We start from the raw sequence: 19,972 nt of genomic DNA on the forward strand, positions 1-19,972 counted from the left end.
GCGCAGCTCAGGTTACTTAGCTAACAAGTACACGCTGACTTTAAAGTATAAAGTCGGCGTTTTCACATATTAATTAGCGAGTCTACGGCAATTCTCACGCACAAATTGTGAAGGCTTTTCAGTGATTATTGCCGCGCGTTGGCGATGACAAAAGAACGTATAGACCTCATATTCAAAATCATTATTAATGGCTCTACCGACTTGATATAAAGTAGATACAAAGTCGGTATCAACACGAAAGTTATGTTTTACAACATAGTCACGTTCAAGGTACCAAAATAGCTCTATATTTTCTTTCTTTGCGTAGGATGATAAAGCACTTTTGAGGGTGTTTCCCATTTTAAAACGTCGAGGAGCAACTTCTCCAGTCCAGTTTTGACTCGAAGGTTTAACAACTAAGCCTCGTTGGGCAAGCGCATCGTCCAATGGGAAAGTGGGTTTGCCAATATCGATGACAAATTGTTTTCGTTCTGTGTCTCTATTATTAACTCTATTTCTAAAGCTCTCATAAAACTGTGATAAGCCTTGTGCGGCAGCATTAGTAGATTGCTTCATATCTATTTTAGATAAAGTACCATATAAAAAGTAATAGGCAGCCCATACAAGGACAATGCCGAGTGAAAGGTGCTTTATCCAAAAGAACACAGATGAAAGCGTTTTATTTTTTTTGGCCATAGTCTCACATGCTCAATAATTAATAATAGGATGGTGCGTTTTCGTCAGCACGGGTTTTAAAGCGACGGTGCAACCACATGTACTGCTCTGGTGCTTGCATGATAGCGTGTTCCATTCTGGTGTTAACGCGTCGAACATCACCATTTGGTGCGTCACTTGGAAAATTCTCCAATGCGGGATATATCGTCAAATGATACTGCCCCTTATTATCTCTGACACCACTTAAGCTCAATGTTTCACAATTTTTGCTGTTTGCAAAAAGTAATGTGCCAGTGGTATTTGCAGCATCTGGGACTTGGAAGAAAGGCGCAAACTCGCAGCGATTTCTCCCATAATCTTGATCCGGTAAGTAGTAGCATAATTTTTTATTCTTGAGTGCCTGTAATAAACCTTTCACATCACGTTTGCCGATCAGAAACTCATTGGATCTGAGTCGGCCTTTGGTCATGAAATACTCCATTAACGCATTATTGTGTGGTCGATAAAAACCAATGCCTTTTTGCTCTACGCCTAAAATACGGCCAAGCATTTCGAGGTGAAGCATATGTGGCACGAGTAGCAGCACACCTTTGCCGCTATGTTGCACTGATAAAATATGTTCAATACCTGCAATCGAACCAATCACACGGTTTATACGCCATTGGGGCCACCACCAAGCCATACCGGTTTCCAACGTGGCAAGGCCGGTATTTTCCATATTGTTAAGTACCATCTTTGCACGCTCTTCGTCGCTAAGGTGTGGGAAGCACAACTTAACATTTACTTCTGCAATATGACGGCGCTTTTTTAGAAAGCGATGTACTAGTCTCCCTAATCCCTTGCCGAGTATAAATTGTACCTTTTGAGGTAACCAAGAAATTATATACAGGCACAGTACACCTAGCCAAGTTAACCAATACTTAGGTGCTAAAAATACGGATTTGAAAGGGGGGTTTTTGACCACTAAACTTTTCTCTCGCTGCTAATATGGTAGTAGTTTATCTATATGTGCCAAAAAATACAAAAGCCGGCTAAGCCGGCTCTATAAATATACTACTTATGGATTAATAATTGTAATAAATCAGCCTTGAGTAAGCCCGTTATTAATGGCTTCTAAGTCATTACGCGACAGCGTACCAGCAGCTTGCTTCAGTCTAAGTGAGGAAATCACATATTGGTAACGCAAATTCGCAACATTACGTTTTGCATCATAGAGGTTCTGTGTACTAATTAATACGTCAACAATGGTACGAGTACCCACTTCAAAGCCAGCTTCGGTTGCTTGTAAAGCACTTTCAGCTGAAATAACAGCTTGCTCTAATGCTCTATAAGTTGCAACGTTTGACATTACTTGATTGTATGAGGTGATCACTGAACGAGTTACTTCACGCATACTCGCTTCTAGATCTTCACTTGCACCAACATACAAAGCACGGGCTTGCTCCGTCGCAGCTAAGGTGCGGCCACCTGAATAAATAGGCACTTTAAACGTTATGCCAACAGATGTTTGATCTTCACGAGGTTTGTGAAGTTTTCCGTTAGAGTCAGTTAGTGAATCTCCGTAACTGGCATTTAAACTCAAAGTGGGGTAGTGACCTGCTTGTGCTTGTTTAATTTGATCGTCTGCAATATCTAAATTGGCTTTTGAAATCGCGAGCGATAAATTCTTTTCTTTTGCGATTTCTACAAAATCAGTTGCTTGTCGACTAGGAGATACTGTTGAGAACGTTTCAGTATTCAGTGAATCAAGTTTATTGTGGTATTTACCTGTAATTGTACGCAGCGCTTCGCGTGCTGTTTCAACATCATTGGTTGCCACAATCTCATTAGCAACAGCTCGGTCAAACTGAGCCTGCGCTTCATGTACATCGGTAATGGCGGTTAGACCCACTTCATAACGCTGTTTAGTTTGTTCTAGTTGGCGCTCGATAGCACGTTTCTCAGCTTGTACAAACTCCAAGTTATCAAGTGCACTCAGTACGTCAAAATAACCTTGTGCAATACGTACGACGAGTTCTTGTTGGGCTAGCTCATATTGTGTACTTGCTTGGATAGCACGTTTTTCTGCGATGCTTAGAGATTCCCAAACTGACATGTCGAAAATAGTCTGACTGAGCGAAAGGCTTCGGCTAAATGTATCTTGGAAGCTACTACTGATTGAATAGCCACTGGCATCGTCTTGAAGCGGTGAAAAACCATCAGAGTCAACTTGAGTGTATCCAGCAGTAAAGCCAAGTTGTGGTAATAATTCACCAAGCGCGCTATCTTGAGCAAATTTTTGCGCATCAGCTTGTGCTTTTGCTTTGAGTACAACAGGATCATTGGCTGTGGCAATATCGTAAACTTGAAGAAGATCTTCTGCGTAAGTTAGGTTGCTGGTTAATGTGCAAGATAAACCAACAAAAAGTGATAATAAGCTTTTTTTCATTTTTCGTTCAGTCCTTAGACAATTTTTATGCTTAATGCATGTTACCCTGTTTTTCTTATAAACGACAAAATATATACGTAAATCAAAGCTAACAAGTGTAACAGAATATATAAGACTTACATGGGTTTCCCAAGTCTCACTTGATAGCTTCTAATATTGGGTCTAATGAATACTTTTTAAACCCTAAGTTTAAATTAAATAGGAAAATAAATGGCTTCATTAAATGAGTTTAGTAATCATGATGTGGAGATTGAATCAGTCGAAAATGTTTACCAAGGCTTTTTCAAAATTCAGACATATCACTTTAAGCATGCGTTGTTTGCAGGAGGAATGTCACAAACGATACGGCGCGAAATATTAGAGCGAGGTCATGCAGTGGCTGTACTTCCTTATGATCCAAACACTGATTCAGTGTTGTTGATTGAGCAAATCCGTATTGGCGCGATGGTAACTAAGTCATCACCATGGCTTCTTGAGTGCATTGCAGGTATGGCGGAAGGGTCTACTGATTATGAGCATGTTGTACGTAAAGAAGCTCACGAAGAAGCGGGGCTTCATTTAGATAAATTACACTTTATGATGTCTTATTTATCTAGCCCTGGTGGCACAACAGAGCGACTGTATTTATATTTGGCTGAAACTGATTTATCTCAGGTGGGTGGCGTTTACGGATTAGAAAGTGAGGGGGAAGATATTAAAACACATGTACTTACCTATGATGAGGCCATCACGAGGCTAAATAGTGGTGAAATTGATAACGCTGCAACAGTGATTAGTCTACAATGGTTAGCAATAAATAAGGCCAAGGTCTTAGCTCCATGTGGTAAAAGTTGAGGTTTAACTTTGAGTGAAGTAGTAACACAGCACGGGTACATTCAATCCTTACCCAAATATATTACGCTATGCGAGCGCAATTACTTGCGGGTTTTAAAGATGCTTCCTTTGGAGGAAGTCGGGCAGCTGCGCAGGGTAACATTGGCTGACGCACAGTATGTCATTGAAATAGACAGCTGTGCGAAATACACCACAGATATTTCGATTAAACAAATATCCAGTATCAGTGTGTTTTTACCGCAAGTACATTTATCTGTTCGTTTGTATCATGATGCCAAAGTCGCCGAAGTCGTCCATCATGATTTTCATCAGCGTATCAAGCCATCTTATGGCTACCCAAATCCCCATATGCATCAAAAAGATGAAAAGTATCAGCTAAATGCGTTTCTGGGTGATTGGCTCATGGCCTGCCTTGAAAGTGGTCGAGTGCCATTAAACTGGGATGTTAACAATGGTATGGTTTGAAAATAAATACCGATTCGATAAATCAGCAATAAAAATTGCCCATATCACAGATTGTCATTTGTTCGAAGATGATACCGGCAAGTACTTCTCAGTGAATACTGCGGAAAACTTTCAACGCACACTGAATTACTTAGCGACCCTTGAACTTGATGCAATTATTTTTGGCGGTGATTTAACGCAAGATCACACGACGGCTTCATATCAATTATTTGCTAAACTCATTACAGCGTCGGCATTAAAAGCCCCTGTTTTTTGGTTGCCAGGAAACCATGATGAATTGCAAACGCTTGAGGAAATCACCGAAGGTCAAATCCTTGGAGCTAAGCATATACAGCTTGAAGGGGCCGACGTGTTACTACTTAACTCGAAAGGTCATACCCCTGCTGGGTGGTGTGAGAAAGAGCACTTGTCTGAATTACAGCAAGTATTGTTACAGAGTTCCGATCAGGTGTTGGTTTTTTGTCACCATCATCCGTTACCCATTAATGGTTATTTAGATAAGCACATATTAGAAAATGGCCCTGAGTTACTCAATTGTTTGGTAAATAGCGAGAAAGTTGCGGGTTTGATACATGGTCATGTGCACAATGAGTACCATTATGGCTACCGCGGCATAAGTATTGTGGCCACGCCTGCAACCTCAATACAATTTAGCAAATGTACCGAACAGTGGCAGCAACAGAATTTGGGCCCTGCAGTGCGTATAATCAACCTAGGTGCACAGGTGTACGATTCAGAGGTAATATGGCTCGACGGGTAATTTATATTCATGGCTTCAATAGCTCAGAGGCGTCATTTAAAGCGCAGCAATTTGGAAAGTGGCTAGCAAGGCAGCCAGTCGACTGTGAATATCTAACCCCGAGATTGAGCTTTGACCCGCGTATTGCCATAACACAGTTAGTTACGTTGATTGAAGAGGATACCGTACTGTTAGGTAGCTCATTAGGTGGCTATTACGCTACTTATCTATCTCAATTGTACGGTTTAAAAGCTGTCGTCATTAATCCTGCTGTGAAACCATTTGATTTATTAGCGGATTATTTAGGAGCACAGTATAATCCCTATCAAAAGATACATTATGAGTTAACGTTAGCGCATGTAGATGCGCTAGAGCAATTGTATTATCCAAGGTTAGTTCAACCCCGTTTAATAATGTTATTACAGCAAATGGGAGATGAAGTGTTACCCTATCAACAAGCTGTGCACTATTTTATCGCGTGTGAGCAGCGTATTGAGTTTGCTGGAGAACACAGTTTTGTGGCTTTTCAGCGCTATTTTGACACCATAGTCAACTTTTTAGATATCACGTAAAACTGAACGAATTTAATAAAAGAATCCATTTATGAGCGAACAAAACTATAACGCAGAAGCGATTGAGGTTTTAAATGGTTTAGAGCCTGTTAAGCGTCGACCGGGCATGTATACCGATACCACGCGTCCTAACCATTTGGGGCAAGAGGTTATAGACAATAGTGTAGATGAAGCATTAGCCGGTCATGCTACTAAGATTGACGTTATCTTGCATGAAGATAATTCTTTGGAAGTATGTGATGATGGCCGAGGAATGCCTGTTGATATTCACCCTGAAGAAGGCCTCCCTGGTGTTGAACTGATCCTCACGAAACTGCATGCAGGTGGTAAATTTTCTAACAAAAACTATCAATTTTCTGGTGGTTTACATGGCGTTGGTATCTCGGTAGTAAATGCTTTATCAACGCGTGTTGAAATCAGTGTTAAACGAGATGGTCAAGTGCATGAAATGGCATTTGAAAGTGGTGATAAAGTTCAAGATCTTGAAGTCACCGGCACCGTGGGTAAAAGAAATACCGGCACATCTGTGCACTTTTGGCCTGATGCGAGTTACTTCGACTCTGCTAATTTTTCCTTATCCAAGCTGTGTCACATTCTTAAAGCCAAAGCTGTTTTATGTCCAGGTTTAAAAATTCGCCTCATTAATAAACAAAGTAAAGAAACGCAGGAATGGCATTATGAAGCAGGCCTTGAAGATTATCTAAAAGACAGTGCAAGCGGGTTTGAGGTACTACCAAAAAGCCCATTTACAGGTAGTTTTAGTGGTTCGACAGAAGGGGTTGAATGGGCACTTCATTGGTTACCTGAAGGGGGGGAATCTATAACAGAAAGCTATGTTAACTTGATCCCGACCGCACAAGGCGGCACCCATGTAAATGGGTTACGTCAAGGTTTGCTAGAAGCTATGCGCGAATTTTGTGAGTTTCGTAACTTGTTACCAAGGGGCGTTAAATTAACCCCTGATGATATTTGGGATAAGTGTAGCTATGTGTTGTCAGCCAAAATGCAAGACCCGCAGTTTGCCGGGCAAACGAAAGAAAAGCTGTCCTCACGTTCCTGCGCCACGTTCGTTTCTGGTATTGTAAAAGATGCATTCAGTCTATGGCTCAATGTACATACAGATACAGCTGAACTGTTAGCTGAGCTATGCATTAGTAATGCGCAAAAGCGTATGCGGGCAGCTAAAAAAGTTGTGCGTAAAAAAGTCACCTCGGGTCCTGCATTACCGGGTAAGTTAACTGATTGTTCAGGTACAGAAACCGAGCGTTCAGAACTGTTTTTAGTGGAAGGTGATTCTGCGGGCGGATCTGCAAAACAAGCCCGAGACCGAGAGTTTCAAGCCATAATGCCACTGCGTGGAAAAATATTAAATACGTGGGAAGTTGAGTCGGGGCAAATATTAGCATCGCAAGAAGTGCATGATATATCAGTTGCGTTAGGTATCGACCCGGATTCAGACGATTTATCGGGTTTAAGGTATGGCAAAATCTGTATTTTGGCAGATGCTGACTCGGATGGATTACATATTGCGACATTGTTATGTGCTTTGTTTGTTCGCCATTTCCCAACGCTTGTGAATAAAGGGCATGTTTATGTGGCCATGCCACCATTATTTAGGATTGATGTTGGTAAAGATGTCTATTACGCCCTAGATGAAGATGAGAAAAAAGGGGTGTTGGCACGGATAGAAGCCGAGAAGAAGCGCGGAAAAGTTAACGTGCAACGATTCAAAGGGCTAGGGGAGATGAACCCGCTTCAGCTTCGAGAAACCACCATGGATCCGAACACGCGTCGATTGGTTCAGCTAACGCTTGATGAGCAAGAACAAACCATGGAAATGATGGATATGTTGCTTGCGAAAAAACGCTCGGGGGATCGCAAGGTTTGGTTGGAAAACCATGGTGATAAAGCTGAATTTGGTGTTTAGGATGTGGCGATGAAATATTTAGTGATGCTGTTAGCATGCTTATTAGTCCCAGTTACTTATGCACAATCGTTATTGCAACAGTTGTCGTTGCCTGAAGGATACGAAATTAGCTACTTCGCAAAATATGTGGATAATGCCAGGCAAATGGCTGTATCACCTACTGGCGTAGTCTACGTGGGATCGCGTAAAGCAGGTAAGGTGCATGCTTTAATTGATAGCGATAAAGATGGTAAAGCTGATCGAAAAATAGTGTTGGCTCAGGGGCTCAACATGCCTTCGGGCTTAGCCATGAAAGGTAATGATTTATTTGTTGCTGAAGTTAATCGGGTGATCCGCTTTGCGAATATAGACAAGCAATTAAATGCCACAGCAAAGCAGTTTAATTATGAGGTGGTTTTTGATGAACTACCGAGTAAACGTCATCATGGTTGGAAGTTTATTCGCTTTGCAGATAATGGAGAATTGCTTATTCCGGTTGGCGTGGCATGTAATGTGTGTACAGAAGACCCAAAATTTGGCCGCATATTCTCATTGGATCTGGAAACCCAGAAGCTGACAACCATTGCACAAGGCGTGAGAAACTCTGTAGGATTTGATACCAACCCGAAAACCGGTAAGCTGTGGTTTAGCGATAATGGTCGTGACATGATGGGGGACGACATTCCGCCAGATGAGTTAAATCGAGTGGATACACCACAACAACATTTTGGCTTTCCATTTGTTCATGGTGGTAGTGTGCTTGATCCTGAATTTGCAAAAAATAAAACCCTGGTCGATTTTCAGCACTTTAGTGCGCCAAAGCTTGCGCTTCAAGCCCATGTTGCCCCTCTGGGTTTACATTTTTATCGGGGCACTCACTTTCCAAAAGTGATGCATAATAAATTGTTTGTTGCTGAGCATGGTTCGTGGAATCGCAGTAAGAAAGTAGGTTATCGCGTAATGATGGCAACAATTAAAGGGGGTGAAGTCACCGCCTATGAACCATTTGTGAGTGGTTTTTTATCTAAAGAGCAAACCTTAGGTCGTCCGGTTGCGTTCGCTGAATTGGCGGATGGTTCTTTGTTAGTTTCGGATGACTATGCGAACGCGGTTTATCGTATTCGCTATAACAATAAATAGGGTGTTACATGACTGATCCTCAAGCTTTGTCATTGCAAGGCATTGAACAACAGACTATGGGGCGTTTTACAGAAGACGCTTACCTTAATTACTCCATGTATGTGATCATGGACCGAGCTTTACCGCACATAGGAGATGGCTTAAAGCCAGTTCAAAGGCGTATTATTTATGCGATGAGCGAGCTGGGGCTTTCTGCATCAGCAAAGTATAAAAAGTCTGCGCGTACCGTAGGTGATGTATTAGGTAAATACCACCCACATGGTGACAGTGCATGTTATGAAGCCATGGTATTAATGGCGCAGCCATTTTCATATCGCTATCCGCTGGTGGATGGGCAAGGTAATTGGGGGGCCGCGGATGATCCTAAATCGTTTGCTGCAATGCGTTACACCGAAGCAAAGCTATCTAAATTTGCAGAAGTATTATTAAAAGAGCTCGGGCAAGGTACTGTTGATTGGACACCTAACTTCGATGGTACGATGGATGAACCCAAGGTATTACCAGCACGTTTACCGCATATTTTATTAAATGGCGTAACAGGTATTGCTGTTGGTATGGCCACTGATATTCCACCACATAATGTGAGGGAATTGGCTGCCGCAAGCTGTTTGTTGCTAGATAAACCAAAAACCTCATTAGATGAACTACTGGATATTGTTAAAGCACCCGATTACCCAACCGATGCTGAAATTATTACTCCAAAAGCCGACATTAAAAAGATTTATACTACGGGCCGTGGCTCGATTAAAATGCGTGCTGTATATACTGAAGAGCAAGGTGAAATCGTTATCACTGCATTACCTCATCAGTGTTCAGGCGGTAAAGTTTTAGAGCAGATCGCCGCTCAAATGACTGCGAAAAAACTTCCTATGGTTGCCGACTTACGTGATGAGTCTGATCATGAAAATCCAACCCGTATTGTGATTGTGCCACGTTCAAACCGCATTAAATTTGAGCCTTTAATGGCGCACTTATTTGCGACCACCGACTTAGAAAAAAGCTATCGTGTTAATTTAAACATGATTGGACTCGATGGTCGTCCGCAAGTAAAAGACATTTTACAAATTTTATCAGAATGGTTGGTTTTCCGTCGTGATACGGTGCGACGGCGCTTGCAGCACAGGCTTGATAAAGTATTAGCGCGTTTGCATATTTTAGAAGGTTTGATGACCGCCTTTTTAAATATTGACGAAGTAATCGAGATAATACGTACGGAAGAAAAGCCGAAGACTGAGTTGATGTCGCGCTTTGCGTTATCAGATCGTCAAGCTGAAGCGATTTTAGATCTAAAGTTACGTCACTTAGCAAAGCTAGAAGAAGTGAAAATTCGGGGTGAGCAAGATGAACTTAGCTTAGAGCGCGATAAGTTAGAATTAACGCTGGGCTCTGAGCGCCGTATGTCGACGTTGATGAAAAAAGAAATCCAAGAAGCGGCTGAATTATATGGCGATGATCGCCGTTCACCTGTGGTTGAGCGAGGTGAATCAAAAGCCTTAAGTGAAAAAGATTTGATCCCATCAGAGGCGGTAACGGTTGTGCTGTCAGAAAAAGGCTGGGCACGCGTTGCTAAAGGGCATGATATTGACGCACAAGGTCTGAATTATCGTTCTGGAGATAGTTATAAAGGCGCGGCAAAAGGAAAAAGCAATCAGCCTGCGGTTTTCCTCGATACATCCGGACGCGCTTTTGCGACCGATGCCCATAGTTTACCTTCTGCGCGTAGCCAAGGTGAGCCGATGACGGGGCGCTTTAATCTGGCTCCAGGGTGTAATTTTGATCATGTTCTCATGGGGGAAGACAATACATTGTTGCTGATGGCCACCGATGGCGGGTATGGCTTTATTACAGAGTTTACTGATCTGATCAGCAAAAATAAAAATGGTAAAGCTTTGGTGAGTGTCCCTAAAGGGGCTGAGCTTATTGCCCCAATAGAAGTACATGATGTCGCGACCGACATGTGTATGGCGATTTCAAATGAAGGGCGTATGTTGTTGTTTCCTTTGCGTGATTTACCTAAGCTTGCCAAGGGAAAAGGGAATAAAATCATTTCTATCCCAAGTGCAAAGGTACAAGCTCGAGAAGAGTTTGTGAAAGTGTTGGCATGTGTCCCGGCGGGATCAGCGGTCACACTACATGCAGGTAAACGAAAATTAACATTAAAACCCAGTGACTTAGAGCATTATTATGGCGAACGAGGTCGACGTGGTAATAAGTTACCTAGAGGTTTACAGCGCGTTGACGAATTTGAAATCGAAGTCAGCTCAGCCAATACCGACAACAGTGATGATGGAGTAGAGCTTACATCTGAGTAAATAGCACTGAATACATATATTTTAAAAGGCTCACCTCTGTGAGCTTTTTTATTGCGTAATAAGGCTTTTACTATTGTGAGTCATTCGGCCATATTCAGGTGTTTATTGCAATCAGCAAACTTTTATGGTCAGGGATAGAGTTCTATTGCCCAAATATTAGTCTGACAATATTAGAGAGTAAGTGATATGTCACTTATATTGGTAAGCGACTGTTATGTCTTTATTGACTCGTCACAGTGACTAAGTTGGCTTGAGTAACACGCTAAACACAAGCCAATAATTAGTTTTCTTAGCTGCTACATTGCTGATCTAAAAGTTAACCTTCTGGTTGTTAGCCCTTAGACTGTCATTGCTCGGTTGGTGAAAACCGTACGCCCGCCACCCTCCTAGTGAACGTATCGATCTAAGTAATGAAACGTAATGTATAGATAAAACTTCAACTATAAATTGCATTATTTTAACTCTATTTATTGAGCTACTTCAGCTGATTATAAGAAGCTAAAGCATTTTTTATTTATCTGCGCTAAAATTACTGGTTATAACTTATGCCAGTTCGACTGTGACGCGATACAATCGCGACGTCATTACACAACTAGCTTATCTTAATTGGCGATTTTTTCGCATAGTTCCACGGGGTTTTGTATGTCAGATAAGTGCTATATCACCGCACAACAATTATTAGAGGATTCATTTCGTGTTGCAGCAAAAGTGTATGAAGATGGGTTCCGTCCAGACTTTATCATCGGTATTTGGCGAGGGGGGGCTCCAATTGGTATCGCTGTGCAAGAATACTATGATTATAAAGGAATTGAGACGGATCATATAGCGGTGCGTACATCGTCTTATTATGGTATTGGTAAGCAGTCAAAAGAAATTAAAGTCCATGGGCTACATTACATTATTGAAAATGCCGATGCGGATGACTCATTGTTAATTGTTGATGATGTTTTTGATTCTGGTCGCAGTATTTTTGCGTTAAAAGAAAAGCTAAGCGAATTGATGCGTTTGAACTTACCTCGAGATATTCGAGTTGCGTGCCCATACTACAAGCCAAAAAATACAAAAGTACCGATGAAGCCTGATTATTACATTCATGAATCTGATGAGTGGCTTGTATTCCCACATGAGCTATCAGGGTTAACGCCAGATGAAATTATTGCAGGTAAGTCTGACTTAACAAAGATACAGGACTTATTTAAGTAGAGGTCTATTATAGGATGCACAGTAGTGAACTTCTGTGCATCCTATGACAAAGACTAAATTTGCGAAAAGCTTTCTACAAACTCTTCGAGTAAGTCCATATCCACCGGCTTTAAGCCATCACTACTTCTAACTATTAAGCCTTTTTCTACTAACTCAGAGACTACGCGGCGGTAAGCGCGCTCAGTTGTAGCAAAGCGCTCTGCTTCTGCGTTGACTGTGGGGTATGCTCTGAGCATAGTCGGGTGGTTATTTTCAGCACGCAATAAGCAGTCATTTGCAATGTTGTAACTCAGTGGTAAAAGCAGCTTATTTAAGTTTATTTTTTGATTTTCGGTAAACTTAGCCGCAATAGATTGTGCGGTATACAAGCTTAGCTGCGGTTGATCTAACAGTAATTGACGCCAGTGTTTAAGCTCAATCAAGTTATATTTAACGTCACTGAGACAAGTAACCGTGTAAATGCATGGGTGTTGGTTTAGGGCTTCTATTTCACCTATTAGGGTATTATTGCAATCAAGTTGTCCGAGTAGCAAACGGCGACCATTCCCCACATCATAGCTAAATGATACCGTGCCACTGCGTACTAAAATCAGCTTAGTTAAAGGCTCATCTTGATGGATTAAGACATCTTTTTTGCGGTGTACAAATCCATTGCCTGCGAACTTTAGCAATTGTTCTACAAGATCGGTTGAAAAGTGATATTGAAACATCTAGATGGCTCTTCGGACAATTGTCCTATTTATTAATGATAAATAACGATAGCATGAAGTCCTTGATTTCTCGCTAACTCACACCTGCGGTTTGCTAAAGTGCAAACGCCCCCGTTCCCGTGTTAGAGCTTACTTAGTCCTAATTATATAAGGGGTTTGTGAGTTAGTTTTTTTATTCTAGGCTTATTCACACCGACAATAATTTTTTACAGCTGACTATGCTAACTCAACTACCGGGAGAGAACAAATGACTTGGGAATATTTAGGCTACATTGCCTCAGTTTTTTTAGTTATTTCACTAATGATGAGCAATGTCGTTAAATTACGCTGGTTTAATTTAACCGGATGTATATGTTTTGCTGTATATGGCGTGATGATCGAAGCTTGGCCAGTGGCACTGACCAACGGTTTACTGGCTTTGGTTAACAGTTACCATTTAGTGAAGCTGCACCGCGCATAGCGACATCGGTACAGCTTTAATTAAATTAGGGCTTTTGGTACTTAAGATCACCCGCTATCCAAGTCTGCTCAACTTTAATATCGTCTAGTTCAGTATGGGGCACCGTAAAATAATCTCTATCGATTAAGATAAAGTCTGCCCATTTTCCTTGCTCTAAACTTCCTGTTTTGTGCTCTCTAAATTCACTGTATGCCGCATCGAGTGTAAAGGCACGTAATGCTTGTGTACGGTCGAGCTTTTCAACAGAGCGCCAACCACCTTCGGGTTTTTCGTCTCGCGACATTCGCGTGGTTGCCGCGTACAAGCCATGAAATGGATTTGCCAACTCAACAGGGTAATCGGAGCCAAATGCGAGTTTACTGCCTTGTTTTAAAAATGCCTGCCAAGCGTAAGCGCCTTGCAGTTGCGTATCGTTTAGCCGTTGTTGGGCCATTGTCATATCAGATGTTGCATGAACGGGTTGCATTGATGGGATTATTGCCAGAGACTTAAAACGAGGGATATCCTCTGGGTGAATGATCTGCGCATGTTCAATACGATTTCTTAATAATTTACCACCGACAGTTTTAAAGATATTTTCGTATGCATCAAGCACAATGCGATTGGCCTTATCTCCGATTGCATGGGTATGGGCACTGAACCCATGTTTAAAACTCAGGACGAGTAAGGATTCAAGGTGCGGTTGTGTTTCGAGCATTAACCCTTGGTGTCCTTTTCTATCGTGATAGTCTTCTAGTAGTGCTGCACCACGGCTCCCTAGGGCACCATCTGCATATATTTTAACGCTGCGAATCGATAAAAAGTCCTGAGTGTCTTTTATTATGCCATGCTCAAGCATTGTTGTTAGTTTGTCGTCATCGGCTCCGAGCATAGCGTAAATACGCAGTGGTAATATTTGGCGCTCAGCATACTTTTGATATAGCTGCCATGTGTCGTGATCTATTCCCGCATCATGTGTTGAAGTGATCCCAAGGCTAAGTAAGTGTTCACCGGCACGTTTGAGCGCGCGTTCTTTTTGTGCACGGTTAGTCGCAGGAATGTGCTTATTGATGAGAGATTCCGCTTTATCAATAAACACGCCTGTTGGTACCCCGTTGTATAAACGTAGTATTTCCCCCCCACTGGGAGAGGTTGTTTGTGTATTTATTTTAGCCAGTTGCATCGCTTTTGTGTTTACCCAAATTGCGTGGCCATCCACGCGGGTGAGCACAACAGGCCTGTCTGATATGAATTTATCTAAGTGTTTAGCATTTGGGAATTTACTATCAGGCCACAGTGTTTGGTCCCAACCGCGACCTACAAGCCATCCTACTGGGTTTTTTTGTGCATAAGCTTTGAGTTTATTGCCCACCTCTTCAATTGAGCGGCTTCCTCGAAGATCAAGGCGCAGCAAATTGTTACCAAGCCCGATAACGTGACCATGTGCATCAATTAACCCCGGTAGCAGGGTTTTGCCTTTTCCATCTATACGTATTGCCTCAGGAAATTGCTTGAGCGTCTCATCGTTACCTATTTTAACGACTTTGCCTTCACGAAAAGCCAAAACGCGGAATGTTTTTAAACCTTGGTTATTGGTCGGTGTGTACCCTTTGATATTATGAATGAGCGTCGTTTTTGCTTGCACTTGCACGACAGACATTAGTGTAAATATCACAAAGCTTACGAGGTGTTTTGTCTTCATTTCCCTGCCTTGTTGTCATTATGTTTAGTTATGCTGTTAGCACCTTATCTTAGTTTTTCTCTTCACTCAAATAGTGCCTTTTACTCCTTTAGTAATTAGTAGGAGGTCTGTTTTAATGTTTTATCTGTGGGTTAATAAGGGGCTACTTTAACCACATAACTATGATATTGTTCTGCTTTATTGAGAAAGGAGGGGGTATGCAATTATTTATGGTCTATCTTGGTGGTCGAGTTGCTGGGTGTCATATTGAAATGCATGATGTACGGTTTGTGATTGGTGAAAGCATTGAACAGTGCTACCCAAAACTTAAAGCTCAGTGGGTTGGAGAGAGAAATGCTGTTCACATGGACAGCTATACTGCAATAACACATATTCATGGCTATGAAGTAAGTTTAGTGGCAGAGCCTATTGAACAAGAAAATAAGCTGTATTTTGTGAACATGGGAGGGTATCAGTCAACCCATCTTGCGGAGCAACATGAGTTTGCATTATTTGTTGCTAAAAGTGCTGATGAAGCGAAGAGTCAAGCCAAAGCTCAGCTGTTAAGAGGAATGAGCCACCGACATAAAGATAATTTACATGACGTAGATGATTGTTTTGCAATAGACTTATTAGATGAGCAATACTTTATAAAACTGACGCCGAGTGGGTTACATAAGCCCCTAATACCAGATTGGTATGGTTACCATATTTTATAAATTACTCTTCCTGTTGCTCAGCTTTTATTGCCATTCTAATCGCAATAATGACAATGGCGAACAATAAAAAAGGCAGCGCAGCTAAACTGTATTCAGCAATGTTACTTTCCTGAAAGCTCGGTTGAAGAATAAAGTGCCCACCTATACAGAGTAAAATCGCCACTAGTAGTAATGGCAACATGATTAATTCTTTGCGTTTTGAGTGTGTTTTCATAGCCAATCTCCTGTTTGGTTTGCACTATGGTGCATATTATCATGTTCACGCTTGATACGGATCATTTGATCAACCATTTAAACGTAAGATTTGGCATATAATGTTTAGGTGAGAGTTATAACAAAACTATACTGTGCATAGAAGCCCCGATCTCTTACGCCGAAAGGCGTCGGTCCAGTCTAAAGATAACCTTGCAGCCCTGACAACTCGAAGAACCCTCTATAAACGCTTGTTTTAATTTAAGTGCTTATTGGTTTTTAGAGCACTTAAAAAAAATTTACTTGTACGAAATGTCAGCTTTGTTATAAATGATGATGCAGGATGGGCGGAGGCATGATGAATAAAAACATAGTTGTAATTAAATTTGGTACCAGTGTATTAACCGCTGGAAAGAAAACATTAAACAAACCTCGTATGGTTGAATTGGTGCGTCAGTGCGTGCAGCTAAAAAATGCAGGGTATCAACTCGTGTTAGTTTCAAGTGGGGCTGTTGCCGCAGGTCGCTCGCAACTAGCCAAGCAATGTGGTTCATCATTAAAAGAAAAGCAGATGCTTGCCGCAATTGGACAAGGGCAGCTTATTCATATGTGGCAAACGTTATTTTCTTTATATGATATTTCTGTAGCGCAAATGCTGCTTACACGTGCAGATGTTGAACATCGAGATCGATATTTAACGGCCAGAGATACACTAACGGAATTATTATATCATGATGTGGTGCCTATTATTAATGAAAATGATGCCGTGTCGAGCGCTGAAATCACAGTGGGCGATAACGATAACTTGTCTGCGATGGTGGCAATACTGGCTAATGCGAATAAGTTGATCTTGTTAACTGATCAATCAGGACTTTTTACAGCTGACCCGCGAAATTCCCCTGATGCTGAATTGATTTCTGAGGTATATAAAGTAGACGATGAATTACGCGCTTTGGCTGGTGGCAGTGGAAGTAGTCTAGGTACGGGGGGGATGGCAACGAAGCTACAAGCCGCAGATATTGCTCAAAGAGCGGGGATCGAAACGATTATCGCGAAAGGCAGTGAATCTGATGTTATTACTCAAGTGATAAATAATGACGCACCGAATACCACTTTTTTGCGTTTTAGTGCACCTTTAGAAGGGCGCAAAAAATGGTTACTCTCTGGGCCAAAATCAACCGGTACCTTAATCATTGATAAAGGCGCCTGCGAAGCGCTTATTAATCATGGCGCAAGTTTGTTAGCCAAAGGGGTTACATCGAGTCAAGGGCAATTTAAAAGGGGAGATCTAGTGACAGTAAAGGATCAAAACGGTCGTATCATCGCCAAAGGTTTATGTGGCTTTTCTGATAGTGAATTAAGCGTGATTAAAGGGTGTCATAGTTCTCAAATTGAAGCAGAGTTAGGGTGTAAGTCATCTCATGAGGTACTTCATAGAGATGATATGGTTTTATTAGAATATGTATTGTAGTGCGCAATTTACTTAGTGTGGTCTAAGCTACAAGCTCAAGAGTGTTTTGAGACTTGAGATGAAGACTGTCTCATCGTGTGGTCATGAATTAACAACACGCTTGCTTGATCAAAAAAGCGAGTGTGCACTAGATAGCTGCTTTAATCGAATGCTGAGTACTCTAACTCAAGAGATTCAGGCGTGTGCGCTTTTTTTTAGTAAGCACTTTTCGCAGATACATACACCTGTGGTCGTTTTCAATTCATTGGATGAGCCCCTCTGCGACGACGCTATCGACCTGTATCTTGCTAAGTTAAAAAACTCAAACCCAGTATTGAAGTGCGCCAAGCAGTATAGACGTAATAAAGTTAAATATTTTAATGACTTAGACATTAAGCCATTAGAGCTCAATCAGAGCGATATTGAATTGTTTTAGCTTGTGATATGATATACCTATTATAGATATGGGGAAAAATATGAAATTTGTACGTTGGTTACTTGGACGCATCATCTTATTACTTGATTTTATCTTCACACCGAGCAGTAAAAAACGCTCACCAGAGCAACAAAACATGCTTGATGTGCAAACTGCGCAGTTTAAATTGTATCAATTTAAAGCCTGCCCTTTTTGCGTAAAGGTGCGTCGCGCCATTAAGCGTGAAGGGTTAAACATTGAAACGCGTGATGCAAAAGCAAATGAGACATATCGCCAAGAGTTAGCGGAGCAAGGAGGTAAAGTTAAAGTACCTTGTTTACGTATCGAGCAAGACAACAAAGTTACTTGGTTGTATGAATCGAGCGATATTGTCAGTTATCTGCAAAAACTTGATAACGCCGCATAAAGACTGCTCACTGAGCAATGAGAAAATTTGAGAATATGGGTTGGTATGCTAGCATACCAACCCATATTTTATTGTCTGATATTTAAGAGAATCCACATGACTATCCGTACTCGTGTAGCCCCGTCGCCGACGGGTGATCCGCATTTAGGCACCGCTTATATTGCGCTTTTTAATTACTGTTTTGCTAAACAGCAAGGTGGTGAGTTTGTATTACGTATTGAAGATACGGACCAAGTGCGCAGCACCCCAGAATCAGAACAAGCGATTATGGATAGCCTACGTTGGTTAGGCTTAGAGTGGGATCATGGCCCTGATATTGGTGGCGAGTTTGGCCCATATCGCCAATCAGAGCGCAGTGAGATATACAAAAAATATGCACACCAGCTGGTTGAACAAGGTAAAGCTTTTTACTGTTTTGCGACCTCTGAAGAGTTAGACCAAATGCGTGAAGAGCAAATGGCTGAAGGATTGCGTCCAAAATATGATGGACGTGGTTTACTGCTAACGGAAGAGCAAATTAAAGCGAACTTAGACGCAGGTAAGCCTTATGTGATCCGTATGAAGATCCCAGCCGAAGGTACGTTTAAGTTCAATGACTATCTGCGAGATGAAATAGAGATCCCGTGGGAAAATGTCGACATGCAGGTGTTACTTAAAGCTGATGGGTTCCCGACGTATTTCTTAGCGAATGTCGTTGACGACCACCATATGCAGATCAGTCATATTTTTCGTGGGGAAGAGTGGATCAACTCAGCTCCTAAGTTGCTGAAATTATATGAAGACTTTGGTTGGGAAGCGCCTGTGCTAGGCCACCTTCCATTGTTACGCAACCCTGATAAGTCTAAATTGTCGAAGCGTAAGAACCCCACTTCAATTAATTATTATAAAGAGATGGGCTTTTTACCTGAGGCTGTACTTAATTATCTTGGTCGTATGGGGTGGTCTATGCCTGATGAACGTGAAAAATTCACGTTAGCAGAAATGATTGAACACTTTGATATGAAAAGAGTTTCACTGGGTGGACCGGTATTTGATGTTGATAAGTTAAGCTGGTTAAACGGCCTTTGGATCCGTGAAAACCTCACTGACGAACAGCTTATTCAGCGTTTTGTGGATTGGAAGTTTAACGGTGAAACGCTAGCACGAATTTTACCTGAAGCGAAAGCGCGGATTAATACCTTGTCTGACTTGGTTGAATTGGCTGGTCACTTTGTGGGGGGGATCCCTGAGTATGAGCCTGCGTTGCTAACGGCAGGTAAAGCGGATGAAGAGGTTGTTCGTCAGGCATTACAGTTCTTTATTTGGGAACTTGAAAGCTTACGTAGCTGGGAAAAAAGCGAAATTTTTGCGATTGCAAAATCAGTGTCTATGTTCCATGAGTTAAAAATTAAAGACTTCTTAGAGCCAATCTTTGTAGCTATTACAGGTAAAGAATCTTCAACTTCTGTATTGGATGCAATGGAAATCTTAGGCTCAGATCTGTCAAGAGCACGTTTACGTGTTGCGTTAGCACATATTGGCGTATCGAAGAAACAAGCTAAAAAGCTTGAAAAAGCCTATAGAGATTACCCTACTTCATAATTCAACTGTTTGAATTTTATAATTAAAAAGCCACCTTAAATCTAGGTGGTTTTTTTTATGCTTAAATTTAAACAGATTCGACCTCTTATTGTAAATATTCTGATA

The 19,972-nt window shown here is 41.5% G+C and carries 20 protein-coding genes; 14 read left to right on the top strand and 6 right to left on the bottom strand.

The features are described 5' to 3' along the window. Positions 1-69 precede the first annotated feature (69 nt). From CWC18_RS12990 to tolC, 3 genes are all read right to left on the bottom strand, one after another. Positions 70-675, bottom strand: coding sequence for a TcpQ domain-containing protein (locus CWC18_RS12990; RefSeq protein ID WP_138675400.1), 606 nt, complete (start codon positions 673-675; stop codon positions 70-72). 19 nt (positions 676-694) lie between these two features. Next, positions 695-1,618, bottom strand: coding sequence for an LpxL/LpxP family Kdo(2)-lipid IV(A) lauroyl/palmitoleoyl acyltransferase (lpxL, locus tag CWC18_RS12995; RefSeq protein ID WP_138589867.1), 924 nt, complete (start codon positions 1,616-1,618; stop codon positions 695-697). 117 nt (positions 1,619-1,735) lie between these two features. Further along, a complete protein-coding gene (tolC, locus tag CWC18_RS13000; protein ID WP_138675401.1) occupies positions 1,736-3,082 on the bottom strand; it encodes an outer membrane channel protein TolC in 1,347 nt (448 codons plus the stop codon). A 210-nt stretch (positions 3,083-3,292) separates the two neighbouring features. On the opposite strand from tolC, the gene CWC18_RS13005 reads away from it, so the two are divergent. The 8 genes from CWC18_RS13005 (at position 3,293) to CWC18_RS13040 (ending at position 12,253) form a co-directional block, all read left to right on the top strand. Next, positions 3,293-3,916, top strand: a complete 624-nt coding sequence (locus CWC18_RS13005; protein ID WP_138589865.1) for an NUDIX domain-containing protein — start codon at positions 3,293-3,295, stop codon at positions 3,914-3,916. A 9-nt stretch (positions 3,917-3,925) separates the two neighbouring features. After that, entirely contained in the window at positions 3,926-4,381 is a 456-nt protein-coding gene (locus CWC18_RS13010) for a DUF1249 domain-containing protein (protein WP_138589864.1), read from the top strand. Next, on the top strand, positions 4,368-5,141 hold the full coding sequence (locus tag CWC18_RS13015; protein WP_138675402.1) for a metallophosphoesterase: 774 nt from the start codon (positions 4,368-4,370) through the stop codon (positions 5,139-5,141). The genes CWC18_RS13010 and CWC18_RS13015 overlap by 14 nt, the downstream gene beginning before the upstream one ends. Continuing rightward, positions 5,126-5,692 (top strand): YqiA/YcfP family alpha/beta fold hydrolase, encoded by a 567-nt coding sequence (locus tag CWC18_RS13020; protein ID WP_138675403.1) that lies wholly within the window; start codon positions 5,126-5,128, stop codon positions 5,690-5,692. The genes CWC18_RS13015 and CWC18_RS13020 overlap by 16 nt, the downstream gene beginning before the upstream one ends. Positions 5,693-5,723: 31 nt before the next feature. Continuing rightward, positions 5,724-7,619: a DNA topoisomerase IV subunit B gene (parE, locus tag CWC18_RS13025; RefSeq protein ID WP_138589861.1), complete on the top strand. Its 1,896-nt coding sequence runs from the start codon at positions 5,724-5,726 to the stop codon at positions 7,617-7,619. Positions 7,620-7,628: 9 nt separating this feature from the next. Continuing rightward, the gene (locus CWC18_RS13030; protein WP_138589860.1) at positions 7,629-8,738 is read left to right on the top strand and encodes a PQQ-dependent sugar dehydrogenase; all 1,110 of its coding nucleotides are present in this window, start codon (positions 7,629-7,631) and stop codon (positions 8,736-8,738) included. An 8-nt stretch (positions 8,739-8,746) separates the two neighbouring features. Then, a complete protein-coding gene (gene parC / locus CWC18_RS13035; RefSeq protein ID WP_138675404.1) occupies positions 8,747-11,050 on the top strand; it encodes a DNA topoisomerase IV subunit A in 2,304 nt (767 codons plus the stop codon). A 642-nt stretch (positions 11,051-11,692) separates the two neighbouring features. Further along, positions 11,693-12,253: a phosphoribosyltransferase gene (locus CWC18_RS13040; protein WP_138589858.1), complete on the top strand. Its 561-nt coding sequence runs from the start codon at positions 11,693-11,695 to the stop codon at positions 12,251-12,253. A 53-nt stretch (positions 12,254-12,306) separates the two neighbouring features. Here the strand turns inward: CWC18_RS13040 and CWC18_RS13045 are convergent, their stop codons facing one another. Beyond that, entirely contained in the window at positions 12,307-12,963 is a 657-nt protein-coding gene (locus CWC18_RS13045) for a Crp/Fnr family transcriptional regulator (RefSeq protein WP_138589857.1), read from the bottom strand. A gap of 247 nt (positions 12,964-13,210) precedes the next feature. Between CWC18_RS13045 and CWC18_RS13050 the strand changes: the two genes are divergently transcribed. After that, a complete protein-coding gene (locus tag CWC18_RS13050) occupies positions 13,211-13,423 on the top strand; it encodes a YgjV family protein (RefSeq protein ID WP_119861213.1) in 213 nt (70 codons plus the stop codon). Between the two features lie 25 nt (positions 13,424-13,448). On the opposite strand, the gene CWC18_RS13055 is transcribed toward CWC18_RS13050, so the two are convergent. After that, positions 13,449-15,104 carry an amidohydrolase gene (locus CWC18_RS13055; RefSeq protein WP_138675405.1) on the bottom strand — a complete coding sequence of 552 codons (1,656 nt, stop codon included), beginning with the start codon at positions 15,102-15,104 and terminating at the stop codon, positions 13,449-13,451. Between the two features lie 197 nt (positions 15,105-15,301). On the opposite strand from CWC18_RS13055, the gene CWC18_RS13060 reads away from it, so the two are divergent. Then, positions 15,302-15,802: a DUF1543 domain-containing protein gene (locus CWC18_RS13060; RefSeq protein WP_138589854.1), complete on the top strand. Its 501-nt coding sequence runs from the start codon at positions 15,302-15,304 to the stop codon at positions 15,800-15,802. A 1-nt stretch (position 15,803) separates the two neighbouring features. On the opposite strand, the gene CWC18_RS13065 is transcribed toward CWC18_RS13060, so the two are convergent. Then, on the bottom strand, positions 15,804-16,016 hold the full coding sequence (locus CWC18_RS13065) for a hypothetical protein (RefSeq protein WP_138589853.1): 213 nt from the start codon (positions 16,014-16,016) through the stop codon (positions 15,804-15,806). 333 nt (positions 16,017-16,349) lie between these two features. Here CWC18_RS13065 and proB point away from each other — a divergent pair, with 333 nt between their 5' ends. From proB to gltX, 4 genes are all read left to right on the top strand, one after another. After that, positions 16,350-17,465, top strand: a complete 1,116-nt coding sequence (gene proB / locus CWC18_RS13070) for a glutamate 5-kinase (protein ID WP_138589852.1) — start codon at positions 16,350-16,352, stop codon at positions 17,463-17,465. A gap of 58 nt (positions 17,466-17,523) precedes the next feature. Next, entirely contained in the window at positions 17,524-17,880 is a 357-nt protein-coding gene (locus tag CWC18_RS13075; RefSeq protein ID WP_138589851.1) for a hypothetical protein, read from the top strand. Positions 17,881-17,920: 40 nt separating this feature from the next. Further along, positions 17,921-18,286, top strand: a complete 366-nt coding sequence (locus tag CWC18_RS13080) for a glutaredoxin family protein (protein ID WP_138589850.1) — start codon at positions 17,921-17,923, stop codon at positions 18,284-18,286. 96 nt (positions 18,287-18,382) lie between these two features. Next, positions 18,383-19,867 carry a glutamate--tRNA ligase gene (gene gltX / locus CWC18_RS13085; protein ID WP_138675406.1) on the top strand — a complete coding sequence of 495 codons (1,485 nt, stop codon included), beginning with the start codon at positions 18,383-18,385 and terminating at the stop codon, positions 19,865-19,867. The last annotated feature ends 105 nt before the right edge of the window (positions 19,868-19,972 follow it).

The sequence above is a fragment of the Pseudoalteromonas aurantia genome (assembly GCF_005886875.1).
GTDB classification, from domain to species: Bacteria; Pseudomonadota; Gammaproteobacteria; order Enterobacterales; family Alteromonadaceae; genus Pseudoalteromonas; species Pseudoalteromonas aurantia_A.